The following is a 22,739-nucleotide window of genomic DNA, read 5'->3' as shown; positions in this document are numbered from 1 at the left end:
AGTACGACTCAATTAATATGAAATTCAAGAAATAGAAACATTTATATAGAAACCTAAACTTTTACACTCAAGAGCGATAGTTTTTTGAAGCACCAAAAGGTAATTTTAGATTTATAATTACTATAAATGAGTATTTTAAACCATTGAAAAAATGGTAATTAATATCAAGTAGAAAATATATTTACGCAAATATTTAACCCAAAATACTTATAATATGTCAGGATTATCTAAAAAAAGAGCTTTATATGGCTTTAGCAATACAATCGTTTTAATTGCACTAGTTTATAGCCATTTTGGTTGTAAAAATATTAAAAATGAAATGCAAAGTATGACGGACTCTACGCAAAATGTTTCATCAGCTCCTGGTTCTTTTGGTTATGATTTGACATTTTTAGAAAAGCAAAAGCCACTAATTGTACTTCAGGCTGAAGATAACCCTGATGCACAAATTATTGTAATTGGTGATTATCAGGGCCGAGTGATGACAAGTACCGCTGATGGATTAAATGGTAATAGCTATGGTTGGATCAATTATGATTTAATTGAATCAGGGAAATTAAAACCTCACATGAATGCTTTTGGCGGAGAAGAACGCCTTTGGTTATCACCTGAAGGTGGGCAATTCTCAATATTTTTCAAAAAAGGAGCAAAGTTTGATTTTGAAAATTGGCAAACACCCTCCTTGATTGACACAGAAAGTTATGAAAACGTAGAATCTAATAAATCACAAGCTACTTTTAAGAAGAGAGGAACGCTTGAAAATTATTCAGGAACAGATTTTGACATTGAAATTACCCGCAAAATATCTGTTTTGAGTAGAAAGGACATTGAAAAGTATTTGAAAGTTACACCGTCTCTTTCCCTAAAATATGTAGGTTTCGAGAGCGAAAACATAATAAAGAATATAGGAAAAGATTGGTCGAAAGATAAAGGAACTTTAGGCATTTGGATTTTAGGAATGTATAATCCAAGTGAAGAAACAACGATGATTGCCCCATTTACAAATACAAAAAAGGTATTGTTAACAGATGACTATTTTGGAAAAATACCTGATAACCGATTGAAAATAGTAGATTCCGTTGCTTATTTTAAAGGAGATGGTAAAAGTCGAGGAAAAATTGGTTTAGCTCCTCCTTCTGCAAAACCTTTTGCTGGTGCTTATGACGCTGAAAGAGGAATTTTAACCATCGTCCAATTTGACCTTGATACAGAGGGCGACTATCTTAAATCTACTTGGGAAAGACACTCGGAACCTTATAAAGGAGATGCTTTCAATGCTTATAATGACGGAAAAACGCCTGATGGTAGTCAATTAGGTCCTTTTATAGAATTAGAATCAAATTCTTCGACTAAAGCTTTGAAAACCAGTGAAAGTATCACCCATCATCATCGAACATTCCATTTTGAAGGAGATAAAAAGGCATTGAATGATTTATCTAAAGTAGTATTGGGAGTGAATCTTAGCGAAATAGAAGGGACATTGAAGTAAGTAAAATGCTTGTTTTTATTGAAAATGAAGTACGTTGTACTAACTTTTGAATAAATATTAAGATGGAATAAATTATAAATATTTGATGGTCAGTTATTTATGGTAAAATTCGGAAGTTCGTAGAATCTATTAGATTCTACGAACGGGTTATTTGGTAGGTATTTTTGCAGTGAATATTTCACTTAGTTTTGTTTCACTACCATCTTCAAAAATTGCCATTAATCGGTAATAATAGCTAATATTGGATTCAATATTAGTGTCAGTAAAGGAAGCATATTTGCCTTCAAATTGTTTGTAAACAGAAATATATTCATTTTCTCCTCTTTTTCGGTACAAGATATATTTTCTAACTTTTTGTTTGGGAGCTAACCACGTAATCTTAGTGCTTCTTGCCGTAGTATCAAATTCAAAAGTTATTGGTGATATAGCTTTACGAACGCCTGTAAACAATTTCGATAATTGAATAGTTGTAGGTTTGGAAGCTAAACCACTTTCATCATAAGCAACCAAACTATATTCATACGTAATATTATCTTCTGCGGTTACTTCTAAAAATGAAGTTTGAGTATTAATTTCATTTAACGTACTTTTCAGATTGTTATTCCTAAAACCATGTACTAAACAAGCAATAGAATCACTTATAGGGCGTCTTAACAAAACTGTATAGATTACATCTTCACTAAAACTATTGACCCATTCTAAATAAATAGTGCTATCACTAACATTGAATGAAGTAAAATTTGGCGATGAGGGAGGAATAATGTCTGGTCTTTTAATAATAATTGTATCTGAGTGTATCGAAGCATTTAATCGTTTATCGTAAGCGATAATGGTATAAAGAACTTTTTTGTTGAGCAAAACCAAAGAAAGTGTATCGGTTAAAACAGTATCTTTTGAAATTTCTTTACTAATAATACTGAATTCTTGTTTTGGATTTTCACCTCTAAATATACTATATCCTTGAAAATCACTTTCTTTGTTTGCTGACCATTTAAGTGTAACAACTCCCTTTTCATTGATTCTTTTAATCTTAATAATAGGTTTGATTGGAGGAATTGTATCGTCCATTTGTACAAATTCAGGATAAGAAGTATGCTCTTTTCCCGCCCAATCGATGGCAACCACACGATAATAGCCTTCTGAAAGTGGAAGAGAATCAACAAATATTCTTGCATTACGAGTGATTCGTTTTTTGGATAAGAGTTCATATTTTTGGTCTAATTTTGCTGAACGATAAATTTCAAATCCAAGCATTTCATTTTGAAGAGAATCAGGAAAAGTCCAATTGATTAAGACCCTATTTTTAGGCAAAAATTGATAAGAGACTTTGGGTAAAGGCAATTTATCACGATAACCCATTACTTTGACGATTGATGATGCTTGGCTAAGCTCTCCAAATGGTGTAATTGCCTTAACTCGATAATAGTAATTTTGGTAAAAACGTTGCAATTTATCTGATTTTGTGCCAAAAAATCGACCTAATGAATCTGGTTCTGTGGAAATTAGAATTGGATTAACATCAATGCTTTTAAAAGAAACCCCACCATCATCTGAGCGTTCAACAACAAATGCACTGTGAAGTAAAGAATCTGTTACTTGCCAACGAATAAAAACTGTACTATCAGAAAACTCAGCATAGATATTTCGAGGTGGTAAAAGTATCGTTTTTTTTGAGGTATTGATAATAGTTTTTGCGAAAATTGAGCTATCCACAATTTTAGTAGTGTATTCATACACTTCACCTTTGTTTGTGGTTTTGTCTTCATATAACATGCCCATCCCACTTGAAATCCCAGGAGACATATTACTCATTAGCATAGACATAGCAAATTGAAGATTTTGTGTAGTAGTATCTGAACTTGTTTCTTGATATAGTAATTTTCCAGCTACTTCAGCAAACTTGTTAGTTTTACCGAAACGAGTCCAGAAGTCTTCTTTTAATGGTTTTAAAGGCTTTTTTGTTAATAATATTGAAGATTCATTTACTTTGATATTATTTCGAGTAATAGTTCTTCGTTCTAATAGATAGCCATTTAAATTCCCTAATTTCCATGTTTGATAATCTAAAGGCATCCATCGTACTACTATTTTATTATCTTGCACTTTGGCGATTATACCTAAGTGTGTTTCTTGTGCAAACGTATTCCATGCACAAATAATCATTAATATTAAGAAGTATTGTTTCATTTTGATTATCAGTATTCGTAATAATAGGGAGTGAAAATATAAACAGGCTCATCAACCAATCTTCTATTACGTTCTTCTTCGTCTCTTAAAAATCGTAACCTATTTGCCTCTTGCTCAGCTTCATAAGCAATACGTCTTTTTTCAGCATAAAAGGCTTGTTGTTCAGCTATTCGTTGCTGTTCTTCTGCTAATCGGCGTTGCTCAGCTTCGTAAGTTTCTCGTTCTCTTCGTATTTGTTCTTCGTAGATTCTTTTTTGTTCAGCTTGGTAAGTTTCCATTGCTATTCTTTGCTCTTCTTGTATTCGTTCTTGCTCGACTCTGTTTATTTCTGCTTGTTTTTCGTATTCTTTTCTTCGTTGCTCATTTTCTTCGGCAGCTTGCCTTTCTTGGTAAGCTCTATTCCATTCTTCTTGCTGGCGTTGTTCTCTTTCTTGTTCTTCTCTCCGTTCTTGCTCTTTTCTTTGATTTTCTTCACGAATCATTGCTTCTTGCAAGCGTTGGTTTTCTTCCTCAATTTTCGCTTGTTTTTGTTGTTCTGATTCTTGTGAAAATGGATTTTCTGATAAATCTTCTTCTTGAAAAGCATCGGCAACACCTTCATCAGATTCATCATAATTAGCTGCATTATCATACCTCATTTTTGCAAAAACTGATATATCTGTGTTTGGCGTATTGTTAATAATGTTATTGCATTGTTTTTCAGCTTCATCCATTATTTGTTTAGCCAATTCACGAGCATTTTGCATGACTGCATCGGCTTTATTGGCAGCAGCATTCATTATCTCTTCTGCTCTTGCTTTCGCATTTGCCATGATTTCTTTACTTTTGCGTTGAGCTTCTGCCATTTCTGCATCACTTTGAGTTTTAATTGCTTCATAGACTTGCTCCATTTTTATTTGAGTAGCATTTTGGGCAGCGATTACTCGGTTTTTATAGTCTTCTTTGATTCTATTTCTTCTACTTCTACCCATCCACCATTTGATTTCATTTCGTCTTTCTCTTTCTAAATTATTGATTGTTGCATTCAATTGGCGTGCAATTTCTTCTATTTGTCTTTTACCATCATTGCTGAAGTTATTCACATTAGCAAGAGCAGTAGTGACTGTATTATTAACCTCATTTACAGCATTTGAGGTATTGATCTTGACATCTTCAACAGCTTTATCAGTTATTTGTTTCACTTTCGCCTGTGCATCTTCGGTCACTTTTTTGACAGTTTCAATGGCAACGGTTACTATTTCTATTACTTCTTTCTTTTTTTCTTCTGGTAAATCTATCGCTTTTTCTATGATTTTATTACCTCGTTCTTTTGCTTCGTCATTTATTTCTTTCGCTTCTTTAGTCGCTTTTTCATTAATTCCTTCTGCACGTTGTTCGGCATATTCATTTATTTGAGTGGCCGTTTCTTTTGTTTCTTCAATAATATCTTTGGCTTTTTCTTGAGCTACGTCTTTAATAATTTCAATGTCTTTTTTATACTCTTCTGGAGATTTTCCTGTAATGAAAGAGAACTGTCTTACTTCTTCAACAACTTCGCCATTTTCTAAAAATGGTTGCCAACTACCACCTGATTGTTTTTGTAATTGTATTTTTCCATAAGCTACAATTTTGGTAGCTGCGGGAAGGGTAGAGGAGGGGTAAAAAGCAATTTTCTTTGCATTATTTCTATCAATGCCCCATGAACCATCAATCGGACTGCCTGATTCCGTTTTAAGATTAAATGCCAAAACTTTGATTTTATAAGAGCCATTTAAACCATCAACAGCAACCTCCGATTCTACTTTTTCTATAAAATCGATGAAAGGATTGATACTTTTATCAATATTTTGGTCGCCGTCATTTGGATAATTACCTTCTATCACTTGAATAGTTTCGGTAGTCATGTCTCCGCCAACCACTTTACAATTTTCTCCGACTTGAAAACCTGCATTAATATGATAATTTTTCATCAAAACCCTGAAATTGAGAGCAACTTGCCCTTCTCCATAAGTTGGATTTGGGGCAGATCCTTTCAATAATGCTCCTAATTCAAGACTCAAAACATCAAATCCAAAAGCAGAAACACCTGCTTGTCCAATCACATATAATTGCCCAGCCGCTCGCCAATGATTGATGCCAATACCTTGCCCTTCTCTGCCTTCGCAATATGCTCCATCTCCATAATGCGTTAGCATCATATCCAATCCTGCTCGTGCTTCAGCACTAATTCTCACAATATTTTTATACCCACCAGAAACACCTACACTAAGAGCTGCCCCAAAAGCAATGCCTCTACCATCAATAATAGCTGAACTACTAATGCCAGTATTTCGCTTACCATTTTTTTGTGGGTATTTTGTGAAAATATTTGGTTCAGGCGTAGGCAATTCAATAATTCCATGCCCAAGCATAATATAAGCATCAACCGTCGGAAAAGCAGGGAGTTGAACAAGAATTCTACTATTTCTCGGCGGTTCTCCAAGATGAACAAACCATTTATTAGGAGCGAATAAGAATGCTCCAACTGCTTGTAAGCCGATAGAAGTTGTATGAACATTTGCACCTATTTTTCCATAGAAACTGCGGTCATCATAATTTAATTTCAATATTATAGATGCTCCAAAACCACTTTCTGAACCTGAAGAAAACTTGTTTGACGAATTTTTTATGTCACCAGTATTTGGGTCTCCGTCAACTCGATTGGTGATGCCTCCAGGTTGTGTCATATCACTATCCGATGACATCTGTTGGTACATCTGTTTGGCTGATTCTGGTGATTGCCCACTGCCACTTCCTGCAACTGAGATTGCTCCTAAAATGCCAATTTTATTTAAAGTACCATCAGCATGAGTGGCAATTTCTAAACCAGCTAAACCACTTAAAGCTTCTCCAACACTTAGTCCGATGGCAAATCGTCCACCCCAACCGACACCAAAGTCGGGAACATAATTAACGCCAGTAATTGATTTGCTGCCACCTCTTCCCATCGGTGACATTCTTTTATAAAAACATCCAGCTAATATATTGATAGAAAGTCCACTTCCTCCACCTCCACTTGATAATTCGCCGTCAACGAACCAATATCTTTCAGTAGTTCTTCCAAATAAACCTGCGGCTCTTACCCCCAAAGTACTACTTGCCTTGAGTGTCATTTCTAAATCGCCAGAAAAACCTTTTCCATAAACAGGGTCGTTCTTGAAAAAAGCTACATTTCCTCTAAAAGTACCAACATTTAGGTCTGCATTGATAGCCAATTGAGAAACTTCAAATCTTTTATTTTCCCAAAAGTGTCTATTATTTTTATTAACAAAAGCTCCTTCGACAACAAAGCCACCTTTGGCAGAAATACCAATATTGTCTAAATTTACACCTAATCCAAATTCGATAAAGGCAACGTTATTTTGAACAGAAACATAAGGAGCAATGAGCGTAACAGGGAAATTTCCTAATAGATGCTCTTGATTTGAGCCACCACCAAAATATCCGATAGACAAATAAGGAGCTTTGGTAGAAACGAAAAGTTGCTCAAAAGTATATTGTTGAAGTTTAATTCCATCTTCTTTTGAAGTAATATCTAATTTGCCATGAAGCATAGCAGATGCTGAAAATTCACCATTTTCAAGCGTTAAAGCTACGGTAGAAGAGGGACTAAGGGTGACCTGAGAAGCCTTTAAAAAACTAAATTCGAGAGCATCGACAGTTGCAACAGAAAAATTATAGTACTCACGAGTAGGGTCAATGATCGCTTTGTAAGCCATTGTTCGGTCTTCGTCAGCAATGGCAATTCTCATTTTCCCTCCTAAACTTCCTGCTTTGACTTTACTTTTGACCAAAACAATACTTGCTGCATCTAAAGAGTAATCCCAACCATTCAAATCACCGTCTTTGAGAGCCATGAGGTTTTCACCAAAAACCTCCCCCGAAACACCAAATCTGTCGATTAATAAATTACTTACGCCAACTACTATACGTTGCGGATTAGAACGGTTTTTAAAGTGTTTTGGGAAATGAACGGACACGTTTCCGATATAAACCCCTTGCCACAAATTATCGGTTTCGGCAGCTATATAACCAATTGGAAAAATACAATTTGGTGAGTTTTTGAAATCACTTACATCAATCACGGCATTACTTACTTCAAAACCATACCCTTTCATATTAGGCAATTGGAATGGTTGCATAGATATTTCTATCATCATATTATTCCAATCTTTTACCTCATTCAATACAAAAGCAGATTTTACATTTCCAGCTATCACTTCGCCATCAGATGTATTTTCAGGAACAATTAACGATCGATCAAAAATGACATTTCCAGCAATCGAAAAGCTATCATAGCCGTTACAGTCGAACTTTAAAGAACCACCTGTAAGCTCCAAGTCAATTTTGCTTAATTTTAATAATTGGATGGTATTTTTCTCCCCTAAAACTAATTTTAAAGTGCCTTCTTTTATCCCTCCTTGACCAGTAAAACCTACCTGTTCACCTGCAAAACATAGTTGATTTCCATCAGGAGTTGTAATCAAGGCAAACAATGAAAGGGTATTTTCAGCAGGTGTGAAAATTAAATTACTAAGACCAATTTCATAACTTACGCCTTGAATTTCTTTTTGGAGAATGATAGGCATATCGCTTACATACTGTAAACTTAGAAGGTCGTGGACGATTTTACCAGCACTCCGAGCTTTCTCAAAAAAAGCAATTACTTGTTCTGGCGTAACCTGAGCAGTAGCGGGTTTATTTTCTAAACCTACAAAAAACCTTTCGCCATCATGGGTTGGCATCAAAACTTCACCATTAGGAAAATTAATTGGCTGTAAACCCAATATCTGGCATTGCTCTTTTGTATAAACTTTAGGTTTAAGATCTTTGGCAAAAGTTACAAAAGAAAAAGGGAAAGCTATGAGAAACAAGATGTAAAAACGTAGTTTCATAGGTTAGTATTAGTTTATTTTTGTGTGTCTTTTCCCAGCCTTCGCTTGTTTTTCAACTTTAGACTGTTTTTTATGTTTTTTGTCTCAAACTATTTTATTAAAAAATAGCTTTTATCGAGAATGGATGAAATTTAATTATCTTCCACATCGCTTTTCTTTATCCATCCTTCGACAGTTTTTTTGCCGTAGTATCGAATTTTTAACCATTCATCTTTTTCATCTATTATTTCTACTTCGTCACCTTTTAGAAGGTACATTTTAGTTAGTGTGTTGGGAGTTGTATTCAAAAACACTTTATCTTTTATTTTCTTAGTAGAAAAAACAATACTATTTAAATTGTTAAAATTATTCTCTATTTTAACCCAAAATTTATCATCTATACATCTTATATAATCCAAATCCAATAATCCTTTCCATATCAAAACTAAAAACTGGTTTTTCTGAATTTGAATAATGGTCCTATTCAAATTAGCTTGATCAAATATTTTACATTGAGGTAATTGTTGTTCAATTATTTGTTGAATTTTTGCATTATTTTCTTTATAAAAATAACGTTTTTCAAAGAAAATAGCTTGACTATCAATAAGTTTGAAATTAAAAATTTCATAGAAAAAATCCTCAAGTCCTGGGGTTGCATTTTCTTCATTAACTTTGTAAACAATTGAAATGATATCGTTATATCTTAACAAAGTATCTACTTGATATGTAGTGACATAAGGGAAATATTCTCTCTTGTTTTTTTTGTATTTTTTTTGATAATTTAAAATTACCTTTACTTTACTTTGAAATAATTTAAAAATTTCTTTATTTAATTTTTGATTTGTAATAGTATTATTCGTCTGAATCTTTTCAAACAATAATTCAAAATGATAAATTGAATCATTATGCTGATAGTATCTATTATCAGAGGGTTGTGATTTAACTGTCAAATTAAAAAACAATAGAATTAATATAGCTATTTTATTTTTTAAGGTTTTCATATTTTTCTTTTATTGTTTTGTCGTATCCATGAACATAATAAGTAGGACCATTATAAATACTGGCTGCAGTAGCCCAATCTTCTTTATTTATTGCGTTTTGTAAGTCTTTATCAGATTTAATAAAGTTTGCCATTATTGAAATTTGCGACATTGAACCACCCTTCATTATTTCATTTTCCATTTCATCAATATTTTTGTATGAATCTCTAAAGTTATATCCCATGACTTGTCCAAGCCCCCATGAAGTTGACATAAAAGCACACTCTTTGTTAATGTTTTTAGCAACTAAAAACTGTTTTTCATATACTTCAACTTGGGAAGATGGGTAACAAGTCGAAATAAACCATTTATAGTCATGTTTGTTATCCTCAACACAACAATCCTTACCCCGAAGTACATAAGAATTCTTATCTTCACATTTATCCTTTCTTGCAGGTAAGTTTTTACAAGATGAACAATAAACATAGTCTAAATTTTTGACAACCTCTGGAAAGTTTTCTTCTAATTCAGAAAGTTTATCTTTTGGTGAGGTAACTACACTTTCAAAAACTTTGCCTTTAGAGGAAAATTTGCCATTTTTTATACAACGATAAAATTCTTGACGTTCAAACAACATCTTTGGTATTTCCTGACCCTTATATTCAAAAAAACCATTACCGCCAGATTCTACAAGAGCGAAAGCTTTAAATGCTAAAAAATCATTGACACCCGCAATTTTTGCATATTTTTTATATGCTTCATCATCCAATATCTCTACTTTTTTATCTCCCTCACTTTTTTCTTCCTCAACTTCCTTCACCTCTTCAAATAAATACTTTCTTAATAACTCAACTTTCATTTTTCTATCGTCAGGTTCAGTAATATTGAATTTTAATACATTTTTAAAAGTAATTCCATCGGAGTTAATTTCAAATTTCTTCGGGTCGAGACTTCCTTGTATTGAAATAACTTGTAAATCTGTATAACAAACACTTCCAATTAATATCTGCCCCTGAATACTCAAATCAGTTGTTGGGAGTGATTTGCCAGTTTTAATGGCATTTTTTACCATTTCTACTTTATTAATAACCTCTTCACATTTTTTATTAAAATGACCAAAATCTTGAAGAAAATTCCCCAATTTAAAACAACCACATTGCATCTTTACTATCAAAATCTTCTGCACTTTCTTTATGACCTGTGCCGCTTGTTCTTGCTTTTTCTTTTGTTCTTCTAAGCACTTTTTGCAATCATCATCAAAAGAAAAATAGAATTCTGCGTTTGGCCCTTTTTTGGGTTTTTCTATATCTGCACTACATACACAACTTTCAGTAGTAGATTTGAGAAAAGCAATAAACTCTTCTGAGCCTTCTGATCCAAATTTTGTTTTCAAGGCTTCAATCATTTTATCTGTTGCAACAGTGGCTTGTTTTTTCATTTCTTCCAGAGCCTTGGCATCTCTTTGTGAAATTTTCTCACCATTGTTGAGCTTATCCAACATTGCTTGTGTTTTCTTTGCCATACCGTTGTACAACTCCGCAATGTCGTTATAGGTCTCTGCAATCGCACCAGCATTGACAATTCCAGCATCAATTATTTGGTTAAATGTAGTATATGCCTTTTCTAAATTGACTCTTTGTTGTTCGGTAAGCACCGATGCACTGATACCACTTAATTCTGCTCTTCCTGCAACCACACAGCCTCCTTCTGCTACTTGGATGCCACTTAAAGTTACACCCAATTTGACATTATTCATCATCGGTATTTTTATCAAACCACTGCCATTGCCAGAGCCATCAATACTTACGATACTTAAAACTAATGAGTTCATGGCAACTTCATCTCCTGTATTGACTTGAATTATTGTTCCATTGTAGGTTGGAGTTGTATCATGATTACCACAACTGTATGAGCATACAATGCCTGAACAAGTAGGCTTTTTGGTTTTTAAAGCAGCTTGTAATTGCTCTACCGTTGCATTTTGAGGTAAAATAGGCAAAGATGCAGGAATGCCTTCGGGCAAGTTTTCTTCACCTTCGGCAGGAATAAATATTTGGATTGGTGTGTTTAATAGAGCGTTTACATTTTCTATTTCCTTGCTTGTTGTTTCATTATTTTCCACTTCATCCTCTTTAGTTCTCATCACATCAGGGTCAGCTTTGGGAGTGGGTTCTTCTTGGTAACTTAGGTTTGGGTCGCTGTACCAACTTTCTGGTTCGGGTGACGGAATATTAAATGTTTCTATTGATGTAAAAGAACTTTTATCTCCTACACCACAAACACTTTGTACTTTCCATTCGTAGTTTTTGCCTGCTTCTTGTTGTAAAAGTAGATGCTCAGGTTTTGTTGTACGTACTTCGGTCGGAAGACTACCTTCTTGGTTATATGTCAAAATGTAAGCAATAGGCTTTGCATCTTGTACATCTTTCCAAGAGAATCTCACTGCTCCAGTGGGTTTGTCATCTTCCGTTTCGATTTCACTCATTAAATTTTCAGGAGCAAGACATGGTGGTTTTCCATAACTAAAGCTTTGAATATTACTATATCCATCATTTTGAAATGCCTCTTTTCCTTGTAAATCTTCAACTTTTACTTGCCAAGCATATCGTTTACCAGCTTGGAGTGGCACTTCGGTTGCTCCATACAAATAATTAGGCTGTGAAGATTCGATAATTCTGTACGGCGAGATACCGCTGTTGACCACTGCTTGTATGTTATCATCATCTGAAATTTCATATAAAAATAGAGTATATTTTACACCCAAAGAGGGGGAAGCTGTATGTCGAGGTGTCCAAGAGAATAAGATATTTTGTGGCTGAGATGGCATTAAAACTGCCTCATTTCGAGGCAAATTGAGTAGCGGGGCATAATTGGCATTAATGGTCATTCGGGCAGAACCAATATTAGAAACTTGTCGATTTCGATACAATTCTATTGCCAAAACCTCCCATTGATAAGGTCCAACAGGCAGGACTTCACCTTGATAAAGAGCCTTAAGGTCAATACCTTGAGCTTCGAGATTGTTTGGATTGAAATTATCAAAAAGTTCAACTCCCGAAATAATTCGAGGCACACCTGGACTAAGGGTAATAGGATTGGAGGTAATGAAACCTTCGGGGTTTTCAATCCAAACGCCAGCGACACTTTTAAGCCTGATTCTGAGACTGACTTCAAGTGAGGGTTTGGTTAAATCTCTAAGTAAAAGTTGTACCCTAAATTTAGTTGGACTATTGGCATAATCAGTCCAATTGCCACTATAAGGAGGCGAGAGCAAAATTCGGCAATCAACAGGGTATGCTTGCCCACTCAATAGCAAGGGTGAAAGTAAAAGACAGTAACAAAGAAATATTGTTTGATGCTGCTTTTGAAGTTTGTGGAAAATGTTATTTACTAAATATCGTATAAGTTGTGGCATAGAATAAATTTTTAAAAGTTGTTCTATATAAATTTGGTGTCAGAAAATATCACTCAAGGCATGGTGTCTGAGCGAAGCCGAAGACACCGTGACATCTAAAATTTCAAATCAACCAATTGAAAATGATAATTGTACCCAACATTGAATGTCAGCTCTGAAAAATCTTCGCTAATCATCAATTTTTGTAATGGATTTTGTGTTTTTAAATACATTGTTGTAAAAGAAACTTTATGCTTTTTCCAAAGTGTTGTTTGAATAGCGATACTGGTCAGTAAAACTTGTTTTTTTATACTTTTTGAGCTTTCGGCAATTTGATTATTTGAAAAAGTATAAGAAATATTAGTATTTAGTTGAGCCTTATTTTTTAAAATAGGCTTGCTTATTGCCATCAATGGGCCATAAAGAAAATCACGTGTAGAAGCGATTTGGTTATGAATGATATTCAAACCTACGCTGTATGAACTTTTGGTAGTTTCATTAGAAATACCATAATTAATTGAGACATTAGTGAGTTTACTTATATTGGGTATTTGTCCTTGTTGGTCTATTCCAGCTTGATAAACCACATTTCCAGTAATCATTTTTTTAGTTTTTCCACTTATCGGAAGCACGAAAAGGTAATTTGTACTTAAACTTTGGTTGATTTGCCTATAGTTGAGTGTATCAGCTTGTTGAAAAGGGTCGATTGCCGTCAGGTAACGAAAATTATTTTGAAAGTTAGAATAGCTTGAAAAAGTAGAATAATTCAAACTTAGATTCACTTTATCATTGGGTGCGTATGCCGCATCAAATGCCCAAACCCATTGCTTTAATGTCTGTGGAATAGTATGGTCTAAATTATGTCTCTGATAACCAATGTCACCATTGAGTGAAAGTTTCCCGTCTAAAACTTGCATCCCTGATTTTAAAGCCAAAGATTCTAAATCATTGATGAAAAAATAACCTCCGAAAGTTTTGTAGTTGGGAGCGATTCGATTATACTCAAATCCTATGAATGAATTATCCTTTTTATAGTCAACTCCTGCTTTAATTGCTTGTTTTGGCTTATTTTCCTTATTTAAGCCTATTACTCGACTTAGTTTTTTAGCAAAAGATAAATTCGAGTTAAATTCATTCTTTTCAGCGAAAATCTGTGTACTTGCAATTTCGGTTTTAATGAAAATTTTATTGAGAAATACTTTCTGAAAATTGGCTGAAAGCACCAAGTTTGACTCAGGATAAATATTTCTATCATCTAATAAATATGTTAATGAATTAGTTTTGTCTGCTGCATTAAACAAAATGAGTTCAATGAAATCTTGTTCTTTTTTATAACCAATTTTACCACCCATTCCTATTCTTTTATAAGCAGGTTTATTATTAGGAAAATCAGCGTATATTGGTATGGGTTTTAATAATGTACCATACATCAGACTTCCATAAATAGGAAATTTTGCAGATTTATATTCATAACCAACCCCTTGATAACGGTAACCCGCTAAGGTAAAAGGTGAAAAAAGTAGCGTACATGTGCCAAGATGCAATGTTGAACCTTTATAAGTTGGCTTTAAAGAAAGCCGATTGAATGGTTGTGCTGCTGGTAAATTTCTACGAAGCGATACTCCCGCAAAATTTTTGCCTTGATTCGTAAAACTAAATGATATAGGCATTTTGATTTTGCCTAAAAAATCAAAAATTAACCTTCCTGAATAAAGATACTGATAGCTTATTTGTCGATTAGGTATATTGAAGGGAATATAATATCTATTATTTGCATTAACCGAGCCTCCAATGGCTAAACCTTTACCTTTTAGTAAATCTGTAGGTTTTGTGTTGATGAGCTTCTCGATGTCTTGCCCAATAACTTTCAAACTTTGTACTATAAGTAACACAAAAAATAGTAGTTGTAATCGCATAAGTTGTGGTATAAATTAAAATAAATTTATTACGGTCATTGCAAAGCGGTTGTAAAAAACTGATAAAATAATGCTATAGGAGCATCCTAATTCAGTAATTTCAGTACACATTTCTATTTTTGGGTAATTTATACTTTGTTATTTTGAGGAGGCTTTTGGGTATTATCGATACATAATGTAAAAGACTTTTTACATTAAGATTTTATGTTTTGACTACAAATTTGTCAATAGTAACATTTTAGAGAAAAATTTATAAAATCATTGATGGAGTTTAATAGTCTTTGAAATATTGATAAGTAGATTGACAAGAAAATATGATTTAAAAATGTTCAATTCAAGTGATAATTCCTTAAAAATGGACTAAGTTGGGAGTGGTAAAGTAGAATTTTTATACAAACAATAATGTGATTATATTTGTATAAAATCAAGAAAAAAGCTTTGCATCAAACGATACAAAGCTTTTTTACATTCAGTAAGGTACAAAAAAATATTTACTTGAATAAGAAAGTCATCAACTGCCTATTGGTTTTAAAAGATGATTCAATTCATGGCCATTAATATCAAAAAATAGCACTTTTCTTTTTATACCCTCAGACAGTTTTACCTTTATGTAATCTGGTTTACGACTTTCACTATTGAAAACCTCAATGTTACCAAGCACTTTCCATGAATTATATTTCGTATTGATGACATCAGTTGCTGACTGGGGCAAGGGTTGATTAATGATGACCTCTTTGAGTTTTACTAATTCTCCTTTTGTATTATAAACAGCTGTCAAGGTTTCATTATCAGCTTTGGTTGTAACCTCTGTGAAAGTTGTTTCATCGCTTTTGCCATAAGCCTCCAATTGTTCTTGTGAAATTTTCCAACGAGTTGGGTAGGTTTTCATAAAAGCCAAACCTTTTTCAATTGGTTTTACTTCATTTAAATCGTTTTCTACCTTTGTAATTACAGCTGAAGCGTTTTCTCCATTTTTGCTTGGAGCAATAGTAACTTGAGAAATTCCTTGTGCCATTGAGCCGAATGATAGCAGTAATAAAGCTGATACGAGTGGTGTTTTTAACGTTTTCATTTTTTTGTTATTTAGTTTTAAAAATTAAAGTGTTTTTTACATCGATTAAGTACTTGTGTAGATTTAATTAATGAGTTTGTTTTTTGTAAAAAAACTGATAGACAGTATTTTACGTTGCAATATTGAGGTGACTTGGTTGTTTTATGCTATTGACTAATTAATCTGTTCAACTGGGTACTTTCGCATAATTTTATTGACTACTTTATAAATTATTTTGTCAAGTTTGCGTGGGTTTATACTACCCGAAACCCCTCCTTGCCAAACTAATTCTTTGGTTTTGGTATCTATCGCATCAATAACCAAAGTACCTTGGTTATAGGTAGCACCTCCACCATAAGGACCGTAGCCAAAACCTAATGGCATAAATCTTCCAAAACCAACCATTGGATACATTGATGAATAGCCTCCGTTCATTACTCTTTCGGTATAAGTATGAAACCTGAAAAACAAATCTGGGGCTTGTTCATTTTTTTGTAATCCTCTTGCAAGTAGCGATTGATCAACACTTGATTCGATACTTTTGGTGACTAAATCGCTATTCAACATTGGATTTCTGGTCTGAATATCAGGACTTACCCAGTTGTAAGTATGATATTGACGAAAATTTACTGCATGGTTAGCATTGGTTATTACCTGTGCTTTTACCTTTGTTGTGCCAAGCCCTATCATCCCGATGAGCAAGGCTTTTTGAAATAGATTATTCATTTTTTTTGATAGTTTAAAATGAGTAAAATTGGCCATAACTCTTACGTTTTATTGATGATTCAAAATAAATATTACTGACTAAAAATGGCTTAAAAGGAAAATTAAATTCTGATTATAAAAAACCAAAGCCATTCCTTGAAAGGAACGGCTTTGGTTTGAAATGATAGGTATATGGTAGAAATTATGCTTTTTTTATATAAATACGTGTATTAATCTTTTTCTTTGAGCATATAACCCATACCCACAACAGTATGAATAAGTTTGACTGGAAAACCATGGTCAATTTTTTTTCTTAAAAAATTGATATAGGTATCAATCGTATTGCTAAATGAATCAAGGTCGGAGTCCCAAACTTTTTCTGCAATATCAACCCTTGATACTACACGATTATGATTGACCATTAGATATTCAAGCAAAGCATATTCTTTTGCAGTAAGTGTGATTGATTTTTGTCCTCTACTCACTGTTCGAGCTGATAAGTCTAATATTAAATCAGCTACTTTAATACTATTATGTCTGATTTGATTTTTTACAATTGAACTCCTGCGGTGCAGAGCATTGATCCGCATCAATAGTTCTTGAAACTGAAATGGCTTTACTAAAAAGTCATCAATTCCAGCATCAAAACCTAATGCTTTATCATTCAGCGTACCCATGGCTGTCAACATCAAAATGGGGGTAAACTGCTTTTCATCTCTGATACCTTTAGTCACATCATAACCATTCAATTTAGGCATGTTGATATCCATAATGATGATGTCATAGTCATTATCAAAAGCCATTCGAAGCCCTTTTTCTCCATCATTAGCAACCTCTACATGGTGAGCATTTTCTTCCAAGCCTTTCTTGATAAATTCAGATAAGCGAGCTTCGTCTTCTACGAGTAAAATTTTCATAAGAAAATATAAAATCTATTGATATAACTTAATTAATTCGACTTTTATTGGTAAATATTACGGTGAAAGTAGTACCAACATTTTCGGTAGAATTTACTAATATTTCACCACCATGCAAATCTACGATACGTTTGGTAAGCGGCAAACCAATACCATGTCCCGATATTGCTTTGGTCTTTTGCGTACGATAAAAAGGTTCAAAAATATGTTCAATTTCATTCAGTGGAATTCCAACTCCTTCATCAGCGAAATCTAATAGTATTTTGTTTTTATCAAAGTTTATTTTTACATCTACTTTATTGTTTTCGCTGTATTTACAGCCATTTTCTATTAGATTTCTGAAAACTAAAATTAATAGTTCAGCATTACCATTGACGATTAAGGATTCATCATTTTCGGGTATTTCTTCAAATATGATATTAATTTTATACATCGGAGTTTTACTTTTGATCATATTTTCTGTTTGCCAAAGCAACTCATCAATACGCACATCGGCAAATGGTATAGATTGAGAATCTGCATTCATACGTGCCAATTCGAGTAAACCACTGATCAAATTAACCATACTATTGATGTCTTGCTCAAAGTTTTTTAATGTTGAAATATATTCTTCTGCACTGCGAGTTTTCATTAATGCTACTTGCGTATTTCCAAGTAAGATGGCAAGAGGTGTGCGGAGTTCGTGCGTGGCATACGAAACAAAATTTCTTTGTTGTGAATAAGAAGCATCAAGGCGGTCTAATAAATCATTAAAAGTATGAGCCATTTCGCCAATTTCATTGTCTAAGTTAGCCTCTGGAATACGTTGTTGGAGATTTTTTGTTGTAATACTACGCATTCTTTTAGAAATTACGCCTACTGGTTTGAGGTCTTTCCAAATATAAAAACGACTGATAAATACCATTAAGGTAATTAGAATAACATTGCTTATAATAAGATTGATAAATAATTTCTCTTGTTTATCAAAACCTGCTAAATCATAACCAGAAGCTTCAATGATGAATGTTCTATGTTTTTTATTTTCTTTATTGGCAAAAATAATTCGCTCAAAACCGTCTTTTTGTGCAGTAATCTTTGCTTTCAAAACTGTTTGTTTTAATTTTTCATTGAGATGTGGTACTGAATATTTCGATTTATAGATAACATTGCCTGTTGAATCATAAATAATATAATGCTCTTGTAAATAGGGTGATTCTTTTAAATCGACATCAATACTATTGAAATGCTCAGCACTAATGCCTTCATCAAATAGCATTTTCGAGCGATTTATACCCGTACTTTGCAGATAGGCATAAAACTCATTTTCTCTAAAATAAGAGAAAAACAGATAAATGTTTATCGAGAAAATTATTAGAGCAAAGCTCAAAATCAATGGAACTCTGATGGTTTGCTTATCGACTATTTTCATAAGATTTGACTATCTTTTTTTTTAATAATTAGGGCAAATAAATCTAGCATGAATGCAACAAATAATCGAAGGTTTGAATACCTAAGGCATTTTGAAAACTGACTCCACCTTCGGTTTTACCAATATTGAAGTCCTTCGGACTAAGGATTTATATAATTTAATTAAAAACTTGCCATAATAGTGCAAGAATCTTTCAGGTCTTCCCACAACCTTGCCGCAGTAGTGCAAGAAGTATTCGAGACTTCCCGCAACCTTGCCGCAGTAGTGCAGGAAGCTTTCGGGACTTTCCGCAACCTTGCCGCATTAGTGCAAGAAGCTTTCGAGACTTTCCGCAACCTTGCCGCAATAGTGCAGGAAGGTTGCGGGACTTTCCGCAACCTTGCCGCAGTAGTGCAAGAAGCTTTCGAGACTTCCCGCAACCTGGTTTACAATATAATTAGTAATATTAGACATTAATAATTTAATAATCTAAAACGATAACTATCCATTTTATATGATAATTTCATTCAATGCAATATCAGTCGAAGGTCTTATAAATACTTTTAAATATTTTAAGTTATAAATAATGAAATATGGAACCGCCACAGCGGTTCCATAAAAGAAATTTGAATTTTTAAATTAATTTTCAATATCACTAAATTTGTGTTGGTAGAAAACATGAAAGAAAATGGGGAAAACCAACAAAGTTAGTATCGTAGCTGAAATCAAGCCACCAATCACTACAATAGCTAATGGTTTTGATGTTTCAGAACCAATTCCTTTTGAAATGGCTGCGGGTATTAGCCCGATGGCTGCCATCATGGCTGTCATCATTACTGGACGGATGCGAGAGGTTACTCCTTTCAAAATGGCATCTCGAAGTGTCATTTTTTCATGCAAGTTTTTCTTGAAAACCGAAATCAGAATCACACCGTTTTGAATACAAATACCAAACAGTGCAATAAATCCAATTCCTGCCGAAATACTGAAATTTGTATGTGTAATCAGCAAAGATGCAATACCACCAATAATCGCAAACGGAACATTGATCAAGACAATTCCTGCGTCTTTTATGTTTCCAAATAATACAAAGAGAATCAAGAAAATCAATAATAAACTGATGGGTACAACTTGTGCCAAACGAGCAGTGGCACGTTGTTGATTTTCAAAATCGCCCGCCCATTTCATCGAATAGCCAGCGGGTAATTTTACATGAGCATTTACTTTTTGTTGTGCCTCGGCAATGGCACTACCCATATCTCGCCCACGAACTGAAAATTTGACAGCATTGAAACGTTGGTTGGCTTCTCTAAAAACTAAAATTGGACCTGTATGATTATAGATTTGGGCAATTTCTTTCAAAGGTATCTCGGTATTATTCATTGTTGGAATCAATAAATCACCAATTTCAGTTTCAGATTTTCGATATTCTGCTTGAAATCTTATTCTCAAATCAAATTTTCGCTCGCCTTCATATATTTGTGTAGCAGCTTTTCCGCCAATGGCCATTTCGATAACTGCCTGAGCATCACCCTTTTGTATGCCATACAAAGCCAATTTATCTTCGTCTAATTCGATTCTAAGCTCTGGTTGACCAATGTTTTTTATTACTCCCAAATCTTCAATGCCACGAACAGTCGCCAATTGTTTCTGAATTTCATCTGCCTTTTTTTCCATTAATGCCAAATCTTGTCCATATATTTTTACCGCAATGCTTCCTTTTACACCCGAAACGGCTTCTTCCACATTGTCCATGATTGGTTGTGAAAAATTAAAGTTAACTCCTGCAAATACCTTTAATCTTTCTTGCATTTGACTGATCAGTTGCTCTTTTGTTATATCTCGTTTCCATTCATCTTTTGGAAAAATATCGACTAAAAACTCAATATTATAAAAACCCGTTGGGTCAGTGCCATCATTTGGTCGACCTGTCTGCGACATCACAGCATGAACTTCAGGAAAACTTCTAAATACTTGACGCATTTCGTTGGTATATTTTATTGACTCATTGAGCGATATATTCATAGGCATACTTGCACGTACATAAATCGACCCTTCGTTGAGTTCGGGTAAGAATTCAGAACCCAAAAAGTTGAAATTAAATAATCCTGCAATGACAATCAAGAGTGTGATAATCAGTGTTTTACGTTTATGAGAATAAGTAAAGTTAAAAGCCCTCATTACCCATTTTTCTATAAAAATGACAAATGGATTATGTTTTTCCTTGACATTTTTATTTAATAAAATACTTGCCAAGACAGGCACGAGTGTCAAGGTAAATGTCAACGCTCCGAGTAAGGCAAAACCAAGTGTCCAAGCCAAAGGTGAGAACATTTTTCCTTCCACTTTTTGGAATGAGAATATCGGAATCAAGCATGTGATAATAATAAGTTTTGAAAAGAAGATGGCTTTGCCCATCTCAGTTCCTGTTTTACGAATCAAGCCTAATTTTGATAATTTATTAAACTTTTCCATTCCAACTTGATGAGCATACGCATCAAGCACAACAAAAATCCCTTCAACCATTACAACTGCCCCATCAACGATAATTCCAAAATCAATGGCACCCATCGAAAGCAAATTGGCTGACATGCCCTTCAGATAAAGACAAATAAAAGAAAACAGCAAGGCTAACGGTATGACGATAGAGACTGTAACAGTTGTACGCCAGTCTGCCATGAAAAGGAAGACAATACAGGTAACAAACAAAATCCCTTCGAGCAAATTGTGCGTGACGGTATGCGTCGAAAAATTAATGAGTGTTTCTCTGTTATAGAAAGTATTGAGTTTTACATCTTTTGGCAAAATTGAAGTATTTAATTCATCAATTTTTGCTTTAACTTTTTCAATCACTTGACTCGGATTTTCACCTTTTCGCATCACTACTATACATTCTAACACATCATTTTGGGCATCTCTGCCTGCTTGACCCAAGCGAGGAAGAGCAGATTCAGTAACGGTAGCTACATTTTTAACCGTAATAGGAACACCATTTGCCGACTTGATGATGATTTTTTCTATATCATCGATATTTTTCAATAAGCCAATACCACGTACTACGTATGCTTCGGCATTCTTTTCAATCACATCGCCACCAACATTCATATTGGAATTGGCTACTGCTTGGTAAAGTTGTAAGGCAGAAATATTATAATCGGCCAATAGATGAGGGTTGGCACTAATTTCATAAGTTTTTACTTCACCACCAAAACTCACCACGTCTGCTACGCCAGCAACGCCTTTCAATTGGCGTTCCACCACCCAATCTTGTAAAGTTTTGAGTTCTTTGACAGTTTTTATTTTACTTTCAAGTGTATATCTAAAAATCTCTCCAGTTGGACCATACGGTGGTTCGATTTCAGGATCGGCACCTTCGGGCAAATTAACTGCTCCTATCAAGTTATTGATTTGTTGGCGAGCAAAAGCATCATCAACACCATCTTCAAACATTACTTTTACTACCGATAGTCCAAATACGGTAGTTGAGCGGATGTCAGTTTTTTTCTGAACAGGATTCAAGCCTATTTCAAGTGGAATCGAAACAAATTTTTCTACTTCTTCAGCACTTCTACCAGGCCATTGGGTAATGATGGTAATCTGTGTATTTGTTACATCAGGAAATGCCTCAATAGGTGTATTTTTATAGGCTAACCAACCACCAATGGCAGCTAAAATTGTAGCAAAAAAGATAAAATATTTGTTTTTGAGCGAGAATGTTAAAATCCCTTTGATGAACTTATTCATAAATTTGCCTTGTTTAATTTGATAGTACAAAGCTGACTTTATGAACTATATAGAGGTTTAAGCTTAGATTAAAATAG

The 22,739-nt window shown here is 33.9% G+C and carries 12 protein-coding genes; 2 read left to right on the top strand and 10 right to left on the bottom strand.

Annotated elements, in window-relative coordinates:
- The first annotated feature begins 214 nt into the window (after window positions 1-214).
- Window positions 215-1,489: a DUF6786 family protein gene (locus ACQUQZ_RS15355; protein ID WP_435355902.1), complete on the top strand. Its 1,275-nt coding sequence runs from the start codon at window positions 215-217 to the stop codon at window positions 1,487-1,489.
- Window positions 1,490-1,636: 147 nt separating this feature from the next.
- On the opposite strand, the gene ACQUQZ_RS15350 is transcribed toward ACQUQZ_RS15355, so the two are convergent.
- The 9 genes from ACQUQZ_RS15350 to ACQUQZ_RS15310 form a co-directional block, all read right to left on the bottom strand.
- Complete coding sequence (locus ACQUQZ_RS15350; protein ID WP_435355901.1) at window positions 1,637-3,676, bottom strand: hypothetical protein; 2,040 nt, start codon at window positions 3,674-3,676, stop codon at window positions 1,637-1,639.
- A gap of 8 nt (window positions 3,677-3,684) precedes the next feature.
- Window positions 3,685-8,589 (bottom strand): hypothetical protein, encoded by a 4,905-nt coding sequence (locus ACQUQZ_RS15345; RefSeq protein ID WP_435355900.1) that lies wholly within the window; start codon window positions 8,587-8,589, stop codon window positions 3,685-3,687.
- Between the two features lie 131 nt (window positions 8,590-8,720).
- Window positions 8,721-9,569: a hypothetical protein gene (locus ACQUQZ_RS15340; protein ID WP_435355899.1), complete on the bottom strand. Its 849-nt coding sequence runs from the start codon at window positions 9,567-9,569 to the stop codon at window positions 8,721-8,723.
- Complete coding sequence (locus ACQUQZ_RS15335; RefSeq protein ID WP_435355898.1) at window positions 9,550-12,963, bottom strand: N-acetylmuramidase domain-containing protein; 3,414 nt, start codon at window positions 12,961-12,963, stop codon at window positions 9,550-9,552. The genes ACQUQZ_RS15340 and ACQUQZ_RS15335 overlap by 20 nt, the downstream gene beginning before the upstream one ends.
- 95 nt (window positions 12,964-13,058) lie before the next feature.
- Window positions 13,059-14,858 carry a hypothetical protein gene (locus tag ACQUQZ_RS15330; protein ID WP_435355897.1) on the bottom strand — a complete coding sequence of 600 codons (1,800 nt, stop codon included), beginning with the start codon at window positions 14,856-14,858 and terminating at the stop codon, window positions 13,059-13,061.
- A gap of 511 nt (window positions 14,859-15,369) precedes the next feature.
- Window positions 15,370-15,930: a hypothetical protein gene (locus tag ACQUQZ_RS15325; RefSeq protein ID WP_435355896.1), complete on the bottom strand. Its 561-nt coding sequence runs from the start codon at window positions 15,928-15,930 to the stop codon at window positions 15,370-15,372.
- Between the two features lie 153 nt (window positions 15,931-16,083).
- Entirely contained in the window at window positions 16,084-16,635 is a 552-nt protein-coding gene (locus ACQUQZ_RS15320) for a DUF4136 domain-containing protein (RefSeq protein ID WP_435355895.1), read from the bottom strand.
- 209 nt (window positions 16,636-16,844) lie between these two features.
- Window positions 16,845-17,531: a response regulator transcription factor gene (locus ACQUQZ_RS15315; protein ID WP_435355894.1), complete on the bottom strand. Its 687-nt coding sequence runs from the start codon at window positions 17,529-17,531 to the stop codon at window positions 16,845-16,847.
- A 28-nt stretch (window positions 17,532-17,559) separates the two neighbouring features.
- Window positions 17,560-18,939: an ATP-binding protein gene (locus tag ACQUQZ_RS15310; RefSeq protein WP_435355893.1), complete on the bottom strand. Its 1,380-nt coding sequence runs from the start codon at window positions 18,937-18,939 to the stop codon at window positions 17,560-17,562.
- 222 nt (window positions 18,940-19,161) lie between these two features.
- On the opposite strand from ACQUQZ_RS15310, the gene ACQUQZ_RS15305 reads away from it, so the two are divergent.
- The gene (locus ACQUQZ_RS15305; protein WP_435355892.1) at window positions 19,162-19,395 is read left to right on the top strand and encodes a hypothetical protein; all 234 of its coding nucleotides are present in this window, start codon (window positions 19,162-19,164) and stop codon (window positions 19,393-19,395) included.
- Window positions 19,396-19,557: 162 nt separating this feature from the next.
- Here ACQUQZ_RS15305 and ACQUQZ_RS15300 read toward each other — a convergent pair whose 3' ends face one another.
- Entirely contained in the window at window positions 19,558-22,662 is a 3,105-nt protein-coding gene (locus ACQUQZ_RS15300) for an efflux RND transporter permease subunit (RefSeq protein ID WP_435355891.1), read from the bottom strand.
- Window positions 22,663-22,739 lie beyond the last annotated feature (77 nt).

This window comes from Emticicia sp. SJ17W-69, assembly GCF_051209875.1.
In the GTDB taxonomy this organism is placed as follows: Bacteria; Bacteroidota; Bacteroidia; order Cytophagales; family Spirosomataceae; genus Emticicia.
This window is presented reverse-complemented; position numbering and strand designations above follow the sequence as displayed.